General features: G+C 51.0%; 18 protein-coding genes. 9 read left to right on the top strand and 9 right to left on the bottom strand.

What is annotated here, in order from left to right; genetic code table 11:
- Positions 1 to 56: 56 nt before the first annotated feature.
- Complete coding sequence (locus C5S61_RS01540; RefSeq protein ID WP_110513366.1) at positions 57 to 521, bottom strand: low molecular weight protein-tyrosine-phosphatase; 465 nt, start codon at positions 519 to 521, stop codon at positions 57 to 59.
- Positions 522 to 685: 164 nt separating this feature from the next.
- Between C5S61_RS01540 and C5S61_RS01535 the strand changes: the two genes are divergently transcribed.
- From C5S61_RS01535 to C5S61_RS01515, 5 genes are all read left to right on the top strand, one after another.
- Positions 686 to 2,197, top strand: a complete 1,512-nt coding sequence (locus C5S61_RS01535) for an integrin alpha (protein ID WP_110513365.1) — start codon at positions 686 to 688, stop codon at positions 2,195 to 2,197.
- Positions 2,198 to 2,769: 572 nt separating this feature from the next.
- Complete coding sequence (locus C5S61_RS01530) at positions 2,770 to 2,955, top strand: hypothetical protein (RefSeq protein ID WP_110513364.1); 186 nt, start codon at positions 2,770 to 2,772, stop codon at positions 2,953 to 2,955.
- A 146-nt stretch (positions 2,956 to 3,101) separates the two neighbouring features.
- Complete coding sequence (gene obgE / locus C5S61_RS01525) at positions 3,102 to 4,415, top strand: GTPase ObgE (protein ID WP_110513363.1); 1,314 nt, start codon at positions 3,102 to 3,104, stop codon at positions 4,413 to 4,415.
- Entirely contained in the window at positions 4,391 to 5,893 is a 1,503-nt protein-coding gene (locus tag C5S61_RS01520; protein ID WP_110513362.1) for a sugar transferase, read from the top strand. Before obgE ends, C5S61_RS01520 begins: the two co-directional genes overlap by 25 nt.
- Before the next feature lie 188 nt (positions 5,894 to 6,081).
- Positions 6,082 to 7,335: a phospholipase D-like domain-containing protein gene (locus tag C5S61_RS01515; protein WP_110513361.1), complete on the top strand. Its 1,254-nt coding sequence runs from the start codon at positions 6,082 to 6,084 to the stop codon at positions 7,333 to 7,335.
- Positions 7,336 to 7,608: 273 nt separating this feature from the next.
- Here the strand turns inward: C5S61_RS01515 and C5S61_RS01510 are convergent, their stop codons facing one another.
- Both C5S61_RS01510 and C5S61_RS01505 read right to left on the bottom strand, forming a co-directional pair.
- Positions 7,609 to 8,736, bottom strand: a complete 1,128-nt coding sequence (locus tag C5S61_RS01510; RefSeq protein ID WP_110513360.1) for an ABC transporter permease — start codon at positions 8,734 to 8,736, stop codon at positions 7,609 to 7,611.
- A 19-nt stretch (positions 8,737 to 8,755) separates the two neighbouring features.
- The gene (locus tag C5S61_RS01505; RefSeq protein WP_110513359.1) at positions 8,756 to 9,670 is read right to left on the bottom strand and encodes an ABC transporter ATP-binding protein; all 915 of its coding nucleotides are present in this window, start codon (positions 9,668 to 9,670) and stop codon (positions 8,756 to 8,758) included.
- A 149-nt stretch (positions 9,671 to 9,819) separates the two neighbouring features.
- Between C5S61_RS01505 and C5S61_RS01500 the strand changes: the two genes are divergently transcribed.
- The 3 genes from C5S61_RS01500 to C5S61_RS01490 all read left to right on the top strand — a co-directional run bounded on the left by C5S61_RS01500 (position 9,820) and on the right by C5S61_RS01490 (position 13,536).
- Positions 9,820 to 10,524, top strand: coding sequence for a class I SAM-dependent methyltransferase (locus C5S61_RS01500; RefSeq protein WP_110513358.1), 705 nt, complete (start codon positions 9,820 to 9,822; stop codon positions 10,522 to 10,524).
- A gap of 168 nt (positions 10,525 to 10,692) precedes the next feature.
- A complete protein-coding gene (gene mqnC, locus C5S61_RS01495) occupies positions 10,693 to 11,892 on the top strand; it encodes a cyclic dehypoxanthinyl futalosine synthase (RefSeq protein WP_110513357.1) in 1,200 nt (399 codons plus the stop codon).
- 72 nt (positions 11,893 to 11,964) lie between these two features.
- On the top strand, positions 11,965 to 13,536 hold the full coding sequence (locus C5S61_RS01490) for an ATP-binding cassette domain-containing protein (RefSeq protein WP_110513409.1): 1,572 nt from the start codon (positions 11,965 to 11,967) through the stop codon (positions 13,534 to 13,536).
- Here the strand turns inward: C5S61_RS01490 and rnhA are convergent.
- From rnhA to C5S61_RS01470, 4 genes are all read right to left on the bottom strand, one after another.
- Positions 13,533 to 14,243 (bottom strand): ribonuclease HI, encoded by a 711-nt coding sequence (rnhA, locus tag C5S61_RS01485; RefSeq protein ID WP_164689155.1) that lies wholly within the window; start codon positions 14,241 to 14,243, stop codon positions 13,533 to 13,535. The genes C5S61_RS01490 and rnhA overlap by 4 nt on opposite strands.
- Before the next feature lie 7 nt (positions 14,244 to 14,250).
- Positions 14,251 to 15,063 carry an ATP-grasp domain-containing protein gene (locus tag C5S61_RS01480; RefSeq protein ID WP_110513355.1) on the bottom strand — a complete coding sequence of 271 codons (813 nt, stop codon included), beginning with the start codon at positions 15,061 to 15,063 and terminating at the stop codon, positions 14,251 to 14,253.
- Between the two features lie 39 nt (positions 15,064 to 15,102).
- Positions 15,103 to 15,567: a thioredoxin-dependent thiol peroxidase gene (gene bcp / locus C5S61_RS01475; protein ID WP_110513354.1), complete on the bottom strand. Its 465-nt coding sequence runs from the start codon at positions 15,565 to 15,567 to the stop codon at positions 15,103 to 15,105.
- A 475-nt stretch (positions 15,568 to 16,042) separates the two neighbouring features.
- On the bottom strand, positions 16,043 to 16,672 hold the full coding sequence (locus tag C5S61_RS01470) for a YqiA/YcfP family alpha/beta fold hydrolase (protein ID WP_110513353.1): 630 nt from the start codon (positions 16,670 to 16,672) through the stop codon (positions 16,043 to 16,045).
- Between the two features lie 136 nt (positions 16,673 to 16,808).
- On the opposite strand from C5S61_RS01470, the gene purF reads away from it, so the two are divergent.
- Complete coding sequence (gene purF, locus C5S61_RS01465; RefSeq protein ID WP_110513352.1) at positions 16,809 to 18,215, top strand: amidophosphoribosyltransferase; 1,407 nt, start codon at positions 16,809 to 16,811, stop codon at positions 18,213 to 18,215.
- 50 nt (positions 18,216 to 18,265) lie between these two features.
- Here purF and C5S61_RS01460 read toward each other — a convergent pair whose 3' ends face one another.
- Positions 18,266 to 19,045 (bottom strand): anti-sigma factor, encoded by a 780-nt coding sequence (locus tag C5S61_RS01460; RefSeq protein WP_110513351.1) that lies wholly within the window; start codon positions 19,043 to 19,045, stop codon positions 18,266 to 18,268.
- The gene (locus C5S61_RS01455) at positions 19,038 to 19,658 is read right to left on the bottom strand and encodes an RNA polymerase sigma factor (RefSeq protein ID WP_205701341.1); all 621 of its coding nucleotides are present in this window, start codon (positions 19,656 to 19,658) and stop codon (positions 19,038 to 19,040) included. The genes C5S61_RS01460 and C5S61_RS01455 overlap by 8 nt, the downstream gene beginning before the upstream one ends.
- Positions 19,659 to 20,072: the final 414 nt, after the last annotated feature.

Below are 20,072 nucleotides of genomic sequence, written 5' to 3'. Positions count from 1 at the left end.
AAAAAGTGCCCGCTAGCTGCTCGATTTGAACAGCTAGCGGGCATTTGAATTTAAGGTTAGAGTTTGGTAGCCACAATTTCATCGAGCAAGGCATTGCAGGCAGCGTACAGCATTGAATACACCTCTTCGAAATTGCCAGTGTACCAAGGGTCGGGCACGTCGCGGCCTTTAACTCCGTTGGGAATATAATCGAGAATCAGGCGCACCTCTGCTTCGTTTGCACCCAAAACTGTTTGCATATCGCGGCGATTTTGAGTATCCATGGCAATCAAATATTCAAAGTTTTGTTGATCGATTTTGCTAAATTGACGGCCACGGTGGCTAAGGCTAATGCCATTGTGGCGTAGAATGCGCATCGTGCCATGATGCGGTTCATCGCCAATATGATAATGGCTCGTGCCAGCAGAATCGACTTCAATCGCATGACTTAGCTTTCGTTGCTCGACCAAGTGACGCATAATCCCCTCGGCCATCGGCGAACGACAAATATTGCCTAAACAGACGAATAATACCCGAACCATGCGCGCTCCTTCAGAATACCGCTAAGCAAGCCAAAAACAGTCTCTAGTATACCAGTTTGACGTGAATTTGAAGATCGAGTATAGTCTCGCGATGTAAAAACAATTTAGTCGGAAATAACTGTCTAAATTAAACATCGTAGCACACATTCTTGGAGGGTCTGGTTTTGAAATTACGCCAAATGGTGGGGTTATGCGGCTGTGGCATTGCCCTGGGTTTCGGTGGCTGGGCATATGCTGAATCCCAGCACACCACTGCAAATCTTACTAACGAGACGATTGTGGCGTTTACTGGCGGCGCGAGCGAGCATGCTGGCTATGCGGTTGCCGACGCTGGCGATATTAATAATGATGGCCTGAGCGATAGCTTGGTCGGCGCGTGGGTCGCCGCACCTTTAGGCCGAGCAAGTGCTGGCACCACCTACTTAATTTGGGGCCAAGCAATGACTGCAACCTTGCAAGCCCCTGATCTGGCAGAGCGGGGCGTGGCAATTTATGGGGCCAGTCAGGGTGCTTCATCTGGCTGGAGCGTGACTGGCCTTGGCGATGTCAACGGCGACCAAATTGACGACTTTGCAATTGGCGCGTGGGGCGAATCGCCCAATGATCGCTCGACCGCTGGCAGCGTATTTGTGGTTTGGGGCGGATCGCTGACCACAACTCTCGATTTGGCGGCGCTTGGCAATCATGGCTATCGCATCGATGGCGCAGTTGGCGGCGATCGCGTAGGCTACTCGCTGGCTGGGGTCGACGATCTCAACGGCGATGGTTTGAACGAAGTTGTAATTGGCGCGATTGGCGTTGATGCAAGCGCTGATAACGCTGGCGCAGCCTATGTGGTTTGGGGCAAAGCCACCACCAGCACCATCGATTTGGCAACCGCCAGCAACTATGGCTATCGCATCGACGGGGCAGCCGCTGCCGATCGGGCTGGCAGCGCCGTGGGCAGCACCAGCGATATGAACGGCGATGGCAAGCCTGAGATTTTGGTTGGCTCGTATGTTGCCGATCCATTGGGCCGTAGCGCTGCTGGCAGCGTCGCCGTGGTTTGGGGTGCAAACACCAATACATCATTCCACATTGGCGCATTGGCCCATAATGGCTTTGTCATTGCAGGCGCTGGCGCAAGCAATCGCGCTGGAATTAGCGTTGTTGGCACTGGCGATGTCAATGGCGACCAACGTGGCGATTTAGCAGTTGGCAGCGATCAATTTCCTGCTGGTGGCGCTGGCCGCGTCGATTTGGTCTATGGTGCTGCCTTGAGCGGCACGCTCGATTTGGCTCAGCCATTGAGCAACACGGTGCGCTTTGTGGGAGAGCAACCAGGTGATGAGGCAGGTTTTTCGGTGGGCTACAGCGATCAACAGCTGATTATCGGGGCGTATGGGGTTGATAGCACGCATGGCACCGATACTGGTCGAGTGTATGTGATCAATACGCCACCAGTCAGCAACACGATTAACTTGGCTCAATTGACAGCTGAACAGGGCTATAGCCTTGATGGCGTTGTTGGCGGTGGCCGCCTTGGGCGGGCGGTAGCGGGCTTAGGCGATGCTACTGGCGATGGGCATGGCGATTTGCTTCTGGGGGCCGACCTTGCTGGCAGCCAGACCGAAGGCCAAGCTTATATCGTTGGTCGCCTGCCAACAACAGTTTATCTGCCGATGATCACCAAGTAATCGGCGGTTGTTTCATCAACAGCAGCGACATCACTGGTTCTCCGGTGTCGCTGCTGTTGGTGTTTTAGAAGCTGGGGACTGGCTGCTGGGGTTGGGGATCGGGCTTTTTTGAACACGAAGGCTGGAAACCGCGAAGAGCGCAAAGAACGCGAAGTTGATTTTTTAGCCACAGATTGGGTTATAGGTTATGGGTGTAATGGTTCATTGGATTGGCAATCATGGTCCCTCACCCCCCAACCCCCTCTCCCACTGAACGCGGGCGAGGGGGAGCAGCCTCTTTTGTACCAAGGAATTGGGGGAGAACCACGGGATTTAAGCCCCTCGCCCGCGCCACGGGCGAGGGGATCAGGCGGTGGTTAACGTGATGTACCAGCACATATAGGCTATGGGCTATGGGCTATTGACTTTTGCTTTCTGCCTTCTGATTTTTGACTTCTAACTTTTGACTTTCCCTATGTTCTATGGTCTATGTTCTATGTTCTTCATTCCTCATCCTTCATCCCTCGATTTCGTGGCATAAAGGTTGCATTAGGCTGGGGTAGAAATTCTTTTGGATAGCTGGAGTTACTGCAATGACAGACCCACAAATCACTGGTGAAGATAATACGATTCGCCCTGATGAAAACGATGTTGATAGCACGCATGGCGCAACCGAAGATAAATATGTGCCAGTCGATGGCCCAATGTCGGACCCGAACTCAAGCGATGGGACTGATGATCTCGGCATCGAACCAGCCGATGAAATCACCCCAGGCTAGGCCAAATTATGGTATAGTTATAGCTATTCGGCGCTCGCGAGAGCGTCGTTTTTGTGTCTAAACGCATTGGACAGCATGCGATTCTTCATGTATCCTGCGTGACGATAGCAATTGAATAATTAACCACACGAAATGGGTGAATGTATATGTCAGATTTTATAGATCGTGCGCTAATTACAGTAAAAGCTGGTGATGGTGGCGATGGGATGGCTACCTTTCGCCGTGAAAAGTATGTTCCGCGTGGCGGCCCCGATGGTGGCGATGGTGGCCGTGGCGGTAGTATTTATCTTGAAGTAAGCCCCCATTTAAATACGTTATTGCCATTTCGCTTTGAAACCAATTACGAAGCCGATAAGGGCTTGAACGCTGGCCGACAGCGCAAACGTGGCCGCACTGGCGAAGATATGTTTATTCGGGTTCCACCAGGAACCACCGTCAGCGCCGAAATTGAAGGCGAAGTGCAAACGGTCGACTTGTTGTTTCCTGGCCAAAAGTTGTTGGTGGCTCGTGGCGGCAAGGGTGGCTTGGGCAATACCCACTTTGCCACCGCCTCAAACCAAGTGCCACGGCTTGCCGAGCTTGGCCAGCCAGGCGAAGAGCGCGAACTTCAGCTTGAATTAAAAGTTATTGCTGATGTTGGCTTGGTTGGTTTTCCAAATGCTGGCAAATCGACCTTACTTTCAATGGTTAGCGCTGCGCGCCCAAAAATTGCTAACTATCCGTTTACAACCCTTTCGCCCAATTTGGGCGTAGCCGAATACAACGATTTTACCTTCGTCGTGGCCGATATTCCTGGGCTGATCGAAGGTGCAAGCCGTGGCGTTGGCTTGGGTCACGATTTCTTGCGCCACATCGAGCGCACGCGCATTTTGGTGCACGTAGTCGATGCAGCTGGCACCGAAGGCCGCGATCCATTTGAAGATTTCCAAACGATCAACGCCGAACTCAAAGCCTATTCGAGCGAGTTGGCCCAGCGCCCACAACTCGTGGCCTTGAACAAAACCGACTTACCCGATGCTCAAGCCTTTGACGAATTGATGCGTCCACAAATTATCGCTTGGGGCATCGAGCCAGAAAATATCTTCCCAATTTCGGCAGCAACCAACCAAGGCCTTCAGCCGTTGCAACGCCGCATTGTTGATATTCTGCTCGAAATGCCCGAACGGATCACCCGCCTCCCGTACAGCGAGGAAATTCTGACCTTCCGCTTCAGCAATATCGACCCGAATGACTTCTGGCTCGAAACTGAAGAAGATGGCGTGTTGCGTGTCCACGGCGAGAAAATTGAACGGCTTGTTTCAATGACGAACTTTGCCCAAAGCGAATCTCTTGATCGGCTCCAACGGGTGTTGGAAGCGATGGGAGTTTCAGCAGCCTTGTTTGCCGCTGGTGTACGCCATGGCGATCCTGTGCGGATTGAAAAAGCTGAGTTGTTATGGCAAGACGAGTCGATTGGATGATGAGCGATTGGTCGACCAGCCAACCGATCTTTTCGCGTCGCGATGTGCGTCAAACCACATCGCGGCTGGCTCTGACCATGCTCGATGGATGTTTGATTCTCGCAGCCTTTGCCCTTGCGCATTGGCTGCGTTATGATGTGCGCTTAGGCCGCGATATTTACGACCCAGCTTCGTATCGCCAGTTATCGGCCTTCTACCCGATGATGCTGGTGTTTATGCTGACCCTCAGCACAACCCTGCATTGGCGGGGATTTTATCGCTTACCCCGTTCTGCCTCGGCCTTCGATTCGTTCAGCATTATCGTTACCAGCACCACGATTGCGCTCGCCCTCACCGTCATGTGGCTATTTATCAACCGCGCCGATTTATGGTCGCGCTTGATTATGGTCTTCGTCTGGTTTTGTGTGATTGTGGCCTTAACCTTGGGCCGCGTTGGTTTGCGCATGCTGCGGCGTTGGGCTTGGCGACGCGGCGTTGGCTTAGAGCAAGTTGTCGTCGTCGGCAATCGCGGCCTCGCCAAACAAGTGATGGAAGAGCTGCAATATACCCTCGACCATGGCCATCATTTGTTGGGCTATGTCGAAGGCCCACCCGATGATCGCGACGATGTAGCCGCGCCAGGCGAGCAATTCCGTTGGCTGGGTGCACTCGGCCAATTTGAACAAATTATGCGTCAGCGCCACGTCGATCAGGTGATTATTGCCCTGCCATTTTGGGCACATACCAGCTTGCCCGAAGTTGTGCGCATTTGTCGCAAGTTCAATGTTGAATTTCGGGTTGCGCCCGATTTGTATGAGCTGAGTTTTGATCGGGTCAGCATTCAGCGCTTGAGCACAATTCCATTGTTGCGCTTGAAGAAAAATGTCATTCGCGGCTGGAATTATGTTTTCAAACGCACCACCGATCTGCTGCTCATCGGCCTAACCGCGCCAATTTGGGCCACGATTTGGGGCATTGCCGCCTTGATGATCAAGCTTTCTGCGCCCCAAGCGCCAGTTGTGTTTCGCCAACCACGCATCGGCAAGCATGGCAAGCCGTTTATGGTCTACAAATTGCGCACGATGGTTCCCAATGCAGAAGCCCTCAAAAAGACCTTGATGGCGCAAAATGAGGCCGAAGGCGCACTCTTCAAAATCAAAGATGATCCACGGGTCACCAAAATTGGCCGCGTGTTGCGCAAACTGAGCATCGACGAATTGCCGCAACTCTACAATGTGCTGCGTGGCGAGATGAGCCTCGTTGGCCCACGCCCGCAAGTGCCCGATGAAGTGGCGCAATATCAAGAGTGGCACTACCGCCGCTTGGAAGTTACGCCCGGCTTGACTGGCTTGTGGCAAGCCTCAGGCCGCTCCAACACGACCTTCGACGATATGGTGCGCTTGGATATTTACTACACCGAGCATTGGTCGCTCTGGCTTGATCTGCGAATTATGATTATGACGATTCCGGCGGTGCTGTTCGGTCGCGGCGCATACTAAAGCTGGGGATTGGTTGTTGGGGATCGGGGGCTGGAAAACAGCAATCACAGGCTATCAGTAATTCACAGGCTATCAGTAATTGATGGCCTGTTTTGGTTAAGCGTGGCCGTGCTATAGTGGTGGCATTGGAATTGCGACAAGCAAGCTTGGCCTCATTGATCCGAGGTCGAAGCTGCGAAAGGATCGCTATGCGTTGGCTCAAGGTTGGGTTGTGGTTTTTGACCGAGTGGGTAGTTTCGTTGCCACGCTTGCTGCTTGCCAGCATTGTGGCTCAATTGGGCTTGATGGGAGCGCTGATGGCCTATGCCAAGTTGCGCAATCGAAGTGTAGAAAATACCTTTCCGCAGCTTGATTTGCCACCAATCGATTTGGGCGAGCATACCGTGCAACTGTTTGATGATGGTGGCTCGGTGTTTCGCCAAATGCTGTTTGATATTGCTCTTGCCAAAGAATCAATCTTTCTCGAAAGCTATATTTTCGAGCGCGATGAGGTTGGTTTTGCCTTCAAACGGGCCTTGATTCGCAAAGCCCGCGAAGGGGTTAAAGTGTATGTTACCTTCGATGGCATTGGCACGTTGCACGTTCCCGAGCGCTTTAAGTTGTTTGGCAAACGCCGCAACATTCGCGTTTTTGAATTTGGGCGGCTCAAATCGATTCGCTCATTCTTTGATACCAATATGTGGATTCGCACCCATCGCAAAATTTTGGTCATCGATGGCAAAATTGGCTATTTGGGCGGCATGAATATTGGCCGCAACTATGCCCGCACTTGGCGCGACACCCATTTAAAAATCGAAGGTCCAATGGCCGCCAATATCGCCGAAGAATTTATCGCGCTTTGGAATAAATATAATAAAAAGCACAAGATTAAATTAAGCTATCCAACCACCAGCAATGAGCACGTTGGCATTTGTGCTAATGATCCAATCGAATATCAATTGCCAATTCGCCAAACCTATCTTGATGCAATTAATGATGCCAAGCACTACATTTATATTTCGAACGCCTACTTCTTGCCCGACCCTCTCATTCGCGCAACCTTGATTGATGCGGCCAAACGGGGGGTCGATATTCAAATTATGGTGCCCGAAATCTCCGATAATATCGTGGTTGATTGGATTTGTCGTGGCTTGTTGGGGGAATTGATGGAGCATGGCGCACGCGTGTTGCTCTATCGCGGTACCATGATTCACGCCAAAACCATGACCGTTGATGGTGTTTGGTCTACCGTCGGCAGCGCCAACTTAGATACCCGCAGCTTGGCAGCCAATTACGAAATCAACGCCACGATCAAACATCCAGCCTTTGCGCGCCAAATGGAAGCCATGTTTTTGAACGATCGCGCTCAATCAACCGAGGTCAATTATCAAACGTGGCGCAGCCGCTCAATCTTCGTCCACATCGGCGAGCAAGTGCTGCAACCAGCGCGGGGCCTGTTTTAAAAGTATGAAGGATGAATTATGAGGGATGAACGTTAACGCAGAAAATTCATGGCTGTAGCTAAACAAAGGCTCTTGGCTGAATTTATCGAGCCAAGAGCCAAAATATTGGTTCTCTGCGCCTCTGCGTTGAATATCTGATCCACGAAGTATACAAATATCGCAAAGGGCACGAAGGATGGGATTTCATCCCTCATCCCTCATCCCTCATCCCTCATCCCTCATCCCTCATCCCTCATCCCTCATCCCTCATCCCTCATCCCTCATCCCTCATCCCTATCTGGCTTCCCACTTGAAGAAGCGGATTGAGAGCACCGTCATCACCACCAGCCAACCAAGTTGCACCACGAGATTGACCAACGGTGTATTGATTGGCGGCGCGTTGATCATCACTTGCTTCAGCGAATCGACGGTATAGGTCAATGGGAAGGCCTTAACCACCACTTGCAACCAATCGGGCAAACCCGTCACGGGGAAGAACACCCCTGAGAGAAACAACATTGGGAAGTTGATCAATTGGGTGATAGCGTTGCCGCTTTCTTCGGTTTTGGCAATCGCCGCTACGAAGAAGCCAATTGCAATAAACATCAAAATGCTCAGCAACAGCCAGCCCAGCAAGGCCACGATACTACCCAAAATTGCTACGTCAAACATCAGCTTGCCAACCGCAATGATGATGATCGTCTGCAGCAAACCAATCGTCAACCGCATCGCCACATAACTTACCAACAACATCCAGCGTGGCAATGGCGTTGCATTGAAGCGCTTCAACACGCCTTGGGTACGCATGGCGATCATTGGTTGCGCGGTGGCAAACAAGCCAAGTTGCATAATCGACATGGCCAAAATCCCAGGAATCAAGAGATCGATCCCACGAATTTGGCTTGAAAGTACCGATTGCACTTGCATGGTCAACATTGGCTTGGATTGGGTAATGCCTTGGTCAACCGATTGCACGATATTACCAACCACGCCTTGGAAGAAGGGCGCAAACACTTGGCTCGATTGATCGACCTTAACCGTGACACTCATAGGTTTCCCGCTGATGATGCTATCGCTCAGGCCAGCTGGAATAATCACCAAGGCTTGGAGATCGCCTTTTTGCAATTGGCTTTCCAAATCACTGGCGTTACCACGGCTAAATTTCATGTCCGAAAAGACATTTTTATCAGCGTCTTGGCCTGCTGGCGTTTGGGTCAAGCCTTCGATTGCGCTTGCAAGTTGCGGGCCGATTGGGCCTTGATCTTCCAAAACAATCCCGACTTTTTCGTCAAATTTGCTGCCGCCACCATAGAGCAAGCCGAAAATGCTAATAAAAATGAGCGGAAACAAGATGGTGAAGAACAGCGCCATGCGGTCGCGGGCAAATTCGCGCCATTGTGATAGATATAATTGCACAAACATGAGGTAATTGCTCCCACACTTAGTCGCGAATCCGTCGACCAGTCAATTTCAAAAACACATCTTCCAAGGTTGCGGCGCGAATCGTAAAGCCGCGAAGCTCGGTTTGTTGTTGCTCAACCAAGGCCATCAAGGCATTCGTCGTGCGGGCAACACTTTTTGAGTAGATCGTGGTGATACCATTTTCGTTTTGCACCCGCTCCACGCCCGGTAAACTCGCCAGCAAATTCTCAGGCAATTGCTCGTCGTTGGAGAATTCCAAGGCGGTTTCGTCGAAGTTATCGTGGATGAGCGCTTGCGGTTTGCCCAAAGCGATAATCTTGCCATGGTCAACCACCGCCACCCGATCGCACAACCGCTCAGCTTCTTCCATATAGTGGGTGGTCAAAAAGACGGTTTTGCCGCGTTTTTGCAAGTTGGACACAACATCCCACATCGAGCGCCGCGCCTGTGGGTCAAGCCCGGTTGTTGGCTCATCAAGAAAGATAATATCGGGGTCGTTGATCAAGGCAATTGCCACTGCCAAGCGCTGGCGTTGGCCACCAGAGAGGTCTTTCGAGGCAGTATTAACTTTTTCTTCTAAGTTCACCAAGCCAATCACTTCGTCAACCGGCAGGGTATTTTTATAAAACGAGGCAAACAATTTAACTAATTCGCGGGTGGTGAGTTTTTGAAATAACGAGGTTGTTTGCAGTTGAATCCCAATCCGTTGCTTGATTGGCTCAACATTTTTTAAAACATCGTGGCCCAAAACATGGATGTTACCACCATCGGGCTTGCGTAGGCCTTCGATCATCTCGGTCGTTGTACTTTTGCCAGCGCCGTTTGGCCCAAGCATCCCAAAGACCTCGCCCTTAGCTACTTCGAAGCTAATTCCATCGACGGCTCGCAACGGGCCATAGATTTTAACGAGGTTCTCAACCTGAATTGCGGTCATAAACAGTTGCTCCACACACACCTAGCGAACCAACTCTTTGCAAGTTGGCATTGCATTCAGCATCTTCATGTGATAATTCTAGGTGCTAATACGATATATGATAACAGTTCGTTGCACATCGCCCTTAAGCATTAGAAGGAGCAGCAGCAATGCATGAACAGGATCTCGTTCGCCATTATGCCACTATTCCGGTTGGAACTAGTTTTGTGCGCCCCGTTGATGTATTACACGTGCTTCAAAGCCAGCCAATTGCTGCCAAGCCGCGTATTTTTGATGTTGGCTGCGGCCAAGGCCAATTGGTCATCGCCTTAGCCCAAGCTTGGCCCGATGCAGAAATTATTGCGATTGATCTTTCGCCTGAGCAAATTGCCAAAGCGCGCCAGGCCGCAGCCCAAGCAGGCATCACCTCGATTCAATTTGGCGTGGCCAATTGGCGCGATTTCGAGTTGCCACGCAGCGGCATCGATATTATTTTGGCAACCCAAGTTATTCAATTTATGCCCGATGAACATGCCTTCGTGGAATATTTGGCCGATGCGCTAGCCCTCGATGGCCAATTGCTATTACGCAGCGTTTTGTTGCCCGAGGAAGAGCCTGGCCGCTCGTTTGTCGAGCAGGTTGTCCGCCAATGGATCGACTATTCAATTCGCTTTTATAGCGAACGCAATCTAACCGAGTTGCTACGCGAATGTGGCTTGAGCCGCCTGCGCATCGATAAGGAAGAAATGTGGCTTGACACGCTCTCCGCTGAGCGCCAAACGATCCTCAATACGGCGCTACGCCAGCATGGCTTCAGCCTCGATGATGTGCAGCAGTGGTTTTGGGCTGGCACAATTGCTGGGGTACGCCGTTGATAAGGATGAAGGATGAGGGATGAAGGATGAAGCGCAACGGGGCCTAGGATAGTCCACAAAGCGCAATCGCGAACAGCCCTGAAATCGCCGTGTGAAATATGATACAATTGACGTGACGGACTGCATGAGTCAGCCCGCCAGCAAAACCAACGGGGGGCTTTTTTAATTATGAATGTACAAGTGCTTCTTGAAAAAGCAGTCAATGGTGAGCGTCTTTCGGCTGAGGAAGGGCTGTTTTTGTATCGTGAAGCTGACCTGCTGGATTTAGGCATGGCTGCTGATGCGATTCGCCAACGGCTTGTGCCCGGCAACGTAGTTACGTATCTCGTTGATCGCAACGTAAATTATAGTAATGTTTGTACGACCAATTGCCAATTCTGTGGTTTTTATCGCCCATTGGGCCACCCAGAAGCGTATGTGCAAACCTACGAACAAATTGGTGCTCGCTTAGCCGAGCTTGTCGAATACGGCGGTACGCGGGTTTTGATGCAGGGTGGCCACCATCCTGAGTTACGGCTTTCGTGGTATACCGGCCTGCTGCGCTATTTGCGCGAACACTATCCCAGCATCGAGCTTGATTGTTTCTCGCCTTCAGAGATCGATAATCTGGCCCAAGTTGAAAATATGAGCATTCGCGATGTGCTGATTACGCTCAAGGAAGCCGGTTTGGCCGGAGTCCCTGGCGGTGGCGCAGAAATTCTCGACGATGAAGTGCGCCAAAGGGTTAGCCCGCTCAAGCAAAGCGCTGCTGGCTGGCTCGAAGTCGAAGGCACGGCGCAATCACTGGGCATGGCCACAACCGCCACGATGGTGATTGGCTTTGGCGAAACCCTCGAACAACGCATGAATCACTTTATGAAATTGCGCGATTTGCAGGATGTTTCGCTGCGCGAATACAACAATGGCTTTATTGCCTTTATCTCGTGGACTGTCCAGAAATCGGAGTTGACCTCGCTTGGGCGCTCAAAATTCTCGGATAACTACGGGGCAACCGCTGCCGAATATTTGCGCCATACCGCTATGGCGCGGATTATGCTCGACAACTTCAACCACATTCAGGCTTCGTGGGTCACCCAAGGGCCGAAAATTGGCCAAGTGTCGCTGAAATTTGGCATCGACGATTTTGGCTCGACCATGCTCGAAGAAAATGTGGTTTCAAACGCCGCTCACGATACCTACCAATGTATGGGCGAGCGCGAAATCCATGGCTTTATTCGCGATGCTGGCTTTATTCCGGCCAAACGCGATACCCACTACAACTTGATTAAAGCCTATGAAGACCCCAAAGATAGCGAAAGCGTACCATCAATGGGCATCAAACAGCCACGTCAAGCCAAACAGGTCGAAATTCCCTTAGCGGTGAAATAACGTTTAACTTCAACGCCATGGATGTTTGGGCATTCATGGCGTTTGTATTTAAGCAATGATTGGCTGAATCGTATGCTTACCTGTCGCCATGTTTCCAAGCAATTTGGTACGCTGCCCGTCATCGATGAGGTGAGCTTTGATCTTGCGCCCGGCGAGGTGGTGGGCCTGACTGGCCAAAGCGGCGCTGGTAAATCGGTGCTGGTACGCTTGTTGGCGGGCTTGGAAAAACCCGATACTGGCGTGATTTCCACCCGTGGCCACTTGATCAACTCAACCCAAACGGCGTTTCGGGCTGGCCTTGCAGTGATTCATCAACAGCCAGTGTTGGTTGATCATTTGGATGTGGCGAGTGCGATTTTTTTGGGCCACGAGGTTGGGCGCAGTTGGCTCGGCTGGTTATCATTACCCAATCAACGCCAACACACCCACATGGCACGCCAAATTCTCGCCCAACTTGGCATGGAATTGCCGTCGTTGCGCACCCATGTTGGCAATTTATCCAGCGAGCAACGCCAAATGGTGGCAATCGCCCAAGTGCTGATTCGCAAGCCGCAAGTGGTGATTATCGATGAACCAACCGCGCTGCTGCGCTACGAATATCAACAAAAATTGCTCGAATTGATTCGCGAATGGCAGGCGCAAGGCGTGGCGGTGCTGTTTAGTAGCCAAAACCTCGACCACCTGTTTGCGGTCAGCAATCGTATTTTGGTGTTGCGCCGTGGACGCTTTGTCTTTGAGGCGGCAACTGAAAAAACCAGCCGCGAAGAAGTTGTGCGCGCCCAAATCGGCGCTCGCGATCAGCAGCATCTTACGCCAATTATTTGGGCTTTAGAAAATTATCATCGTGCCAGCCAACAAGCAGAGGCCTTGCGCCAAAGCCAATCCAGCCTAGAGCACGATTTAGCCAGCCAGAATCAGCTTAATCGCCAATTGATTGGCCAACTTGATCAACAAGTGAGCAATCTCGACCGCGCCAACGCAGCCTTGCAAGAGGCCCAACGGCGTTTGCTTTCCGAGCGCGAAGGCGAGCGCAAAGTGTTAGCCCGCGAGCTGCACGACCAAGTGATTCAAGATTTGGTGAGCCTTAATTACGATATTGATAATTTGCGCAGCCAAATTGACGACCCTGAGCAAGCCAGCCTTGGGCTTGATGATTTGCGCGATAACATTCGCCAACTAGTCAGTACCGTGCGGGCAATTTGTGGCAACTTGCGCCCGCCAACCATCGATAGCCTTGGAGTAAACGCAGCGATTCAATCGTTTGTGCGCGATTGGAGCAGTCGCAGCGGCATCGACGTGCAACTTGATCTTGATGATGATTTGGAGCGCTTGCCTGAAATGCTCGAAATTTCGGCTTTTCGCATGATTCAAGAGGGCTTGAGCAATGTGCGCAAACATGCCCAAGCCAGCAAAGTTGGCATCAGCCTGCGCTCAACCGCCCGCCGCACCCTCTTGCTGACGATTGCCGACAATGGGCGCGGCTTGCAAGCAGAAATCAATTTGGCGGCGCTTGCCAATGCAGGCCACTATGGCTTGTTAGGAATGAGCGAACGGGTGGCGCTGGTTGGTGGGCGGTTTCGGGTGCATAATCGGGCGAGCGGTGGCCTCATCCTCGAAATCGAAATTCCCTATCAGCCACTTTAATCCTGGTAGCCGTGATCGATCGGCAAATTGGGCTGACGCGAAGCCTGTACCGCCAAGCGATCGCAGCGCTCGTTATCCTTGATGCCTGCGTGGCCGGGCACTTGCACCCATTCAATCGTATGGCCTTGGGCTAGCTCAAGCAATGTTTGCCAAAGATCAGGGTTTTTGACTGCGCCAGTGGTTGTGCGCCAGCCATTTTTGCTCCAGCGCTCGGCCCAACCCTTTTGCATGCCATTTATCACATACGACGAATCGCTAAAAACCACGACCTTGCTAGGCTGTTTCAGGTCTTGCAAGCCAGTAATCACGCCCATCAATTCCATGCGATTGTTAGTTGTGCGCGCAAAACCGCCAGTTAATTCGCGGACTGTTGCGCCAGAACGCAGCACCACGCCATAGCCACCAGGCCCAGGATTACCATTACTGCCGCCATCGCTGAATAGCACCACTTTGCCCTCGGCCAAGGCCTTTTGCGGATCAATCGCCAAGCTCACAGGCGTGAGATCAACGTTTTGGGGAATGTGTTGCGGCGCGCGCCCAGCCCGCTCGCGATACCACGCTTCTGCATCAGCAAAGCTGGCAAAACCCTTAAACACTGCCTGATCGATACCTTTGACTTGGGCTTCGGCCCCATCATTGCCAAACCACTCGGTATAAATGCCTGGTTGGCGACCCTTTACGACTGCATAAAATTTACGTTTTGCCACACAATCCTCATAGTTTATTGAGCAAACGAGCTGCCAACAATGCACGAGCAGCCTCGGGAAACCCAGCCAAGCCGGGGATTTCATTGCATTCTAACACCCAAAACCTGCCCTGTTGATCTTCAATGAAATCAATGCCAAGGATGTCGGCCTTGAGTTGCTGCATCACACGTTGGCTATATGCCAAAATTTCGGCTGGTGGCTCGATCAGTTGATAGGTATTGGTGGCAACATTGGCCCGCCAACCATTGCTCCGCCGTTGCATAGCCCAATACTGGTCGCCAACCAACAAGCAGCGAATATCATGCACATACTCAATGTAGGGTTCGCTACTGCAATAATCGGCGCTAACAAAACTTAAATCGCAAAATTCGGCCCATTGCTCAGCAGTTTGAATCCGCATTTTGCCATAGCCAGCATGATAACTGCCAATTTTGGCGACGACAGGCAAATCTGGCTGAATTCGCTCAATCATGCCATCGCCTAAGCTAATGGTTTGGGGCAACACTGGCAAGCCCAAGCGTTTGAGCATGGCGAGCATCGCCAAACGATCATAACACGCTAGCAGAACATTGGTTGGGTTGACACATGGAATCGCAGCAAAATCGAGCAGCGCTAACAGCCTTTGCTGCTGTGGTTCTGGGCGAACTGCGCCTAACCGCCACAATACAGCCTCAACCTGAATCCGCCGATTTTCGCTGAATGCCCAAACCTGATTATCCTGAACCAGCCATTTAGTTTGGTTTAAGCGACACTGAACAACATCGTAGCCAGCCAAATAATCTGACCAATCGCTTTCGCCGTGAATCACCACAATTGCCATAAAATATGCTCCTACTCTCTTCTCTTCAACATGCGCAAGCTATTTGTTGAGCAACTTCAACGCGCCGCTGACACTATCGGCGGGGCTGATTTTGCCTTGCACATCGAGCAAATAGCCGTTTTCGTCGATGATGAAGTGCGAGCGCGTTACGCCCATATATTTTTTGCCATACATCGATTTTTCGCCCCAAACGCCATAGGCTTCGGCCAAACTATGCTGTTCGTCGGCAACCAACAAAAATGGCAGATCAAATTTGGTTTTGAATTTTTGGTGCGAGGCCACTGAATCAGGGCTGACCCCAATTACCACCGCGTTTTTCTCTTCGATTTGCGGATAAGCATCGCGAAAACCACAGGCTTGGGTTGTGCAGCCAGGCGTATCATCTTTGGGATAAAAATAAAGCACCACCCGCTTGCCGCGAAAATCGCTCAAACGAATAGTTTCGCCGTTATCGGCGGGTAGTTCAAATTCTGGCGCAAGATCGCCAACGTTCAAGGTTGTCATCAGCTAAAGCCTCACACAAAAAGAGTTCATGCTTGTATTGTAGCCCGTTTTAAGCAAGGATGAATTATGAATTATGAGGGATGAATACCGAAAATCAGAAGTCAAAAGTCAAAGGCAAAATCGGGATTGAAATTTAACGCAGAGGCGCAGAGACGTTGTGGCTATAGGCTATTGGCTATCGGACATAGCTTGGCATAGCCATCAGCCAATAGCCTCCTCTTCGTGTCCCTTCGTGCGCTTCGTGGTTACCGTCCTTTAACGCAGAGGCACAGAAGGATAAATGGCGATAGGCTTAGTTTTTAGCCACGAATTGCACGAATTACACGAATGATGATTGTTTTTTGCTACAGATTCCACAGATTGATTTGATTATGTTCTGCCAGCCAATAGCCTATAGCCATCAGCCAATAGCCTTCTCTTTGTGTTCCTTCGTGCGCTTCGTGGTTAAAAAGCTCTATGTTCTATGTTCTATGCTCTATGTTCTATACTGCTCTATCAAAGCCCACAATGCAGCCACATGCTCGACCATGCCGTGGTCCCAGGCTGGCGTGTGCAGGGTTACATAGCTGCGCGCTTGGGCAAAGCGCTGGCTTTGTTCGTGGCTTACGCTCTCATCCTGCGTGCCATGCACAATCAAAATTGGCATGCTGCGCTGAAAATCATCGCTGTCGTAGGCTGCTGCATCTTCCAGCAAGCCATAATGAACAGAGCGCATCCCCTGATCACGATAATTGTAATATTCAAGCCAGCCACTCGTTTGCCATTGTTGGATCGTTGCTTCGCCCAGCATTGCACGGCGATTTTGGGCAAAATAGAGCGCTGGAGCCAGCAAAATCAAACGTTCGATTTGCTGCATTCGCGCAGCGGCCTGCAAGGCCACCAAGCCACCTAAACTTGATCCAAGCAAGCACCATGGCTCAGCAGAAGTGCCAATTATTGGATGCAGATAATCAATTTGGGCACTGATGGTTAAGCGTTCAAACGAAGGTTGGTTCAAATCAGGAATCACTAATTCATGGCCTTGGGCGGCAAATTGTTGGGTAAACCAACGGGCTTTTTGCGAATTTGGCCCCGACGCAAAGCCATGACAATACAAATAGCGCATGCTCAATCCTTTGAAGCTTCAGCTCATTGGCATTGTAAATCATGTGGGGAATAGCCCCGAACAGTTGTATAATGATTACACGATCCGTCGCACGACGCGGCGACAACCGTAGCTTGGAATCAAGGAAGGGCTAACCATGTTCAGTGATTCGCCCCACGAGGAATGCGGCGTTTTTGGGATTTACGCTCCCGACGAAGATGTAGCACGTATCACATTTTTCAGTCTATACGCTTTGCAGCACCGTGGTCAGGAAAGCGCAGGGATTGCGGTTTCCGATGGCAAGACCATCAATACCCACAAAGAAATGGGCTTGGTATCGCAGATTTTCGATGAGCGTTCGCTGCGCCACCTCAAAGGTCATATTGCGATTGGCCATACCCGTTACTCAACCACTGGTTCATCACAAGTAATTAATGCCCAACCATTTACGATGCATACGTTGCTTGGCCCACTGGCAGTTGGCCACAATGGCAACCTGACCAATGCCGGTTCGCTGCGCCGTCAACTGATGGAACGTGGTGTCGGGCTTATGACATCTTCCGATAGTGAAGTTGCAACGATGCTGCTTGCTGGCCTTGAAGGCAATACCTGGTCGCAACGCATCGATGCCTTTACCAATTGCGTTGAAGGTGCGTATTGTCTGACTGTCTTGACCCGCGATGCGCTCTACGCTGTGCGCGACCCATGGGGCTTGCGGCCTTTGTGCCTTGGTCGTTTTGGCGATGCAGGCTGGGTTGTCGCCTCTGAGTCGTGCGCCTTCGATACGATTGGCGCTGAATTTATCCGCGAGATTGATCCAGGTGAAGTCGTGCAGATCGATCGCGACGGCCCACGCACGATTGCCAAACATCCTGCGCCGCAGCAAGCGTTCTGTTTATTTGAATATATCTATTTCTCGCGCCCCGATAGCAATTTGCAAGGCCAATTGATTCACGAAGTGCGCATGCGCTTGGGCCACGAATTGGCTCGTGAAGCTCCCGCCGATGCAGATGTGGTGATTGGTGTGCCCGACTCGGCATTGCCCGCCGCGCTGGGCTTTTCGCAAGCAAGCGGCATTCCCTACGGCGATGGCTTGATCAAAAATCGCTATATTGGCCGTACCTTTATTCAGCCCGATCAACGGCTGCGCCAGCAAGGGGTTGCGCTCAAGCTCAATCCATTGCCGAACGTACTTGCAGGCAAACGGGTGATTTTAATTGACGATACGATTGTGCGCGGCACAACCAGCGGGCCAATTATCAAGCTGTTGCGCAAAGCTGGGGCTACCGAAGTGCATATGCGAGTCTCGGCGCCGCCGATTCGCCACCCATGTTTTATGGGTGTTGATATGGCGACTCAGCCAGAATTGATTGCCTTCAACAAAACCGAGGCCGAAATTTGCGAGAGCATCGGCGCTGATTCGTTGGCCTACCTTTCAATGGAAGGCTTGCTCCGCGCCACGCGCCGCGATGCCAATGGCTTTTGCGGGGCCTGCTTTACAGGTAAGTATCCCTTCCCAATTCTCGAATCAGGCAAAGAAATTTTCGAACTGACCAGCGTTTAGCTTAAACAAAAAAGCAGCCAGCCATGGTTCATGGCTGGCTACTGGCTATTTTAGGCATCGATTGTGCCGACCGCAAGCGGATTTGAGGTTGGCTGTTGACTACCGCCAGCAGGCTCGACCGTAATCCCCAGCAAATTTTCAGCGCCAGTCGATGGCAAACGATCAATCCAAATCAAGGCATCGCCACTGGTATTAACACCAAACACTTCCATACTTTGCGGCGTGCCATCGGCAATCAGCCAGAGTTGGTAACTTTGGTTGGCAGCCAAGGGCGGCAGATGGCTAGCACTAAGATAGCTTTGGCCAGTTTGCGGATTGACAATAATATTGATTGAGCCGCCAGCCATGCCCGTACCAGTATCGGCCAAAGGCACTAATTGCGTGCCCGATTTAGCGAGCAGCTCAGTTAATTGTTGATTTTGGGCAATCAATGGCTGCAAGGTTGCAACTTCGTTTTGCAATTGCCAAATACGCCCACCCAACCCTGCTAAGAGTACTAGAAAAATAGTGAGAGCGGTTGCAATCAGATAGTAGCGGCGGCCAAATAGGCTAGCCAACCACGATTGACGCTTGGCAGGCTTGGGCGTTGGCTTGCTTGCCACCACATTTGAGGGCTTGGCTAAACGATCGCGAAAACGCTCATAGGCCCCTTCAGGCGGCTCACGCTGCTCGACGCTCCAGCGCAAAGCTTGGGCAACCTGTTGATATTGAGAATAACGTTGTTGCGCTTGGCTATTTGAGGCCAAATAATCCTCAACCTCCGCTGCTTCATCAGCAGGCAAAGCACCAAGTGCATACAATTCGATAAGTTCATCACGATGGTCAGTCATTGAATACCCCTGTTTTGGAGAGAACGGCACGCAGCCGCTCCATGCCCCGACGAATGCGGGTTTTGACCGTCCCTAAAGGTTCACCTGTTGTTGCGGCAATCTCCAAGTGGCTCAAGCCACGGAAAAATGCCAATTCAATAGCTTGTTGCTGGGATTCGGGCAAACTACGCAAGGCATCACGAACCTGCCCAGCTTGTTCATGCTGGATGGCTTGATCGGTCATATCAGGTTGGTTTGGGTCGGAAATGAGGCCAAGCATGAGTTCGCTGGCTTCAGCATCAACAGCTTGAGGCCGCCGGCTGCGTTTGCGAACTGCATCAATCGCGACGTGATGGGTCATGCCTAAAACCCATGAGCCAAAACGACCTCGTTGTGCGTCGAAGCTACCTGAATAGCGCCAAACTCGTTCGAGAACATCTTGCATCACTTCTTCGGCATCGGCTTCGTTGCCTAAAATCCGGAGTGCCAACGAAAAAATTGGTCGTGCATAGCGCTCATACAATGTTTCTAAGGCTTGGGTGTTGCCTGCGGCTAACTGCGCAGCCAACGCTAAATCAGCCTGATCACCCGATGCCGCGGCCCGTGCCGCCTGAGAAGCTGGTTGATTTGCCACTGAAATCCTTTCTTATCTTATGTTCGTCATCCAACAAAAAATGGATGCGATGGGTCATAAAGATAATCAGTATGCATCCAGACTAATTGATTTTGACGTATAGCGATCATCCAAACCGTTTGTGCTTGCACAACCCTTTTAGCTGTCTTCAATAATTAAATAAGTTCTGATTTTATTAATCATTACACTAATTTAATTATTTAATGTTAACATTTGTAATTAAATGAATCTTTTTACAAATGAGAACGCTCACATGCAACGATTAATCAGCAATAGCTTAATCACAGCAACCATTGATTAATCAGCGCAAGTAATGAGTAATAATGCTTAATGAGCGAGCAGATTAATAGGCTTGTAGATTAGTGGTTCGTTAAGCAAAAGCTACGCCACCAAATCCACAAATATGCAAGGATC

The organism is Herpetosiphon llansteffanensis (genome assembly GCF_003205875.1).
In the GTDB taxonomy this organism is placed as follows: domain Bacteria; phylum Chloroflexota; class Chloroflexia; order Chloroflexales; family Herpetosiphonaceae; genus Herpetosiphon; species Herpetosiphon llansteffanensis.
The sequence above is the reverse complement of the archived record's forward strand: the minus strand, read 5'-3'. Positions and strand labels throughout refer to the sequence as shown.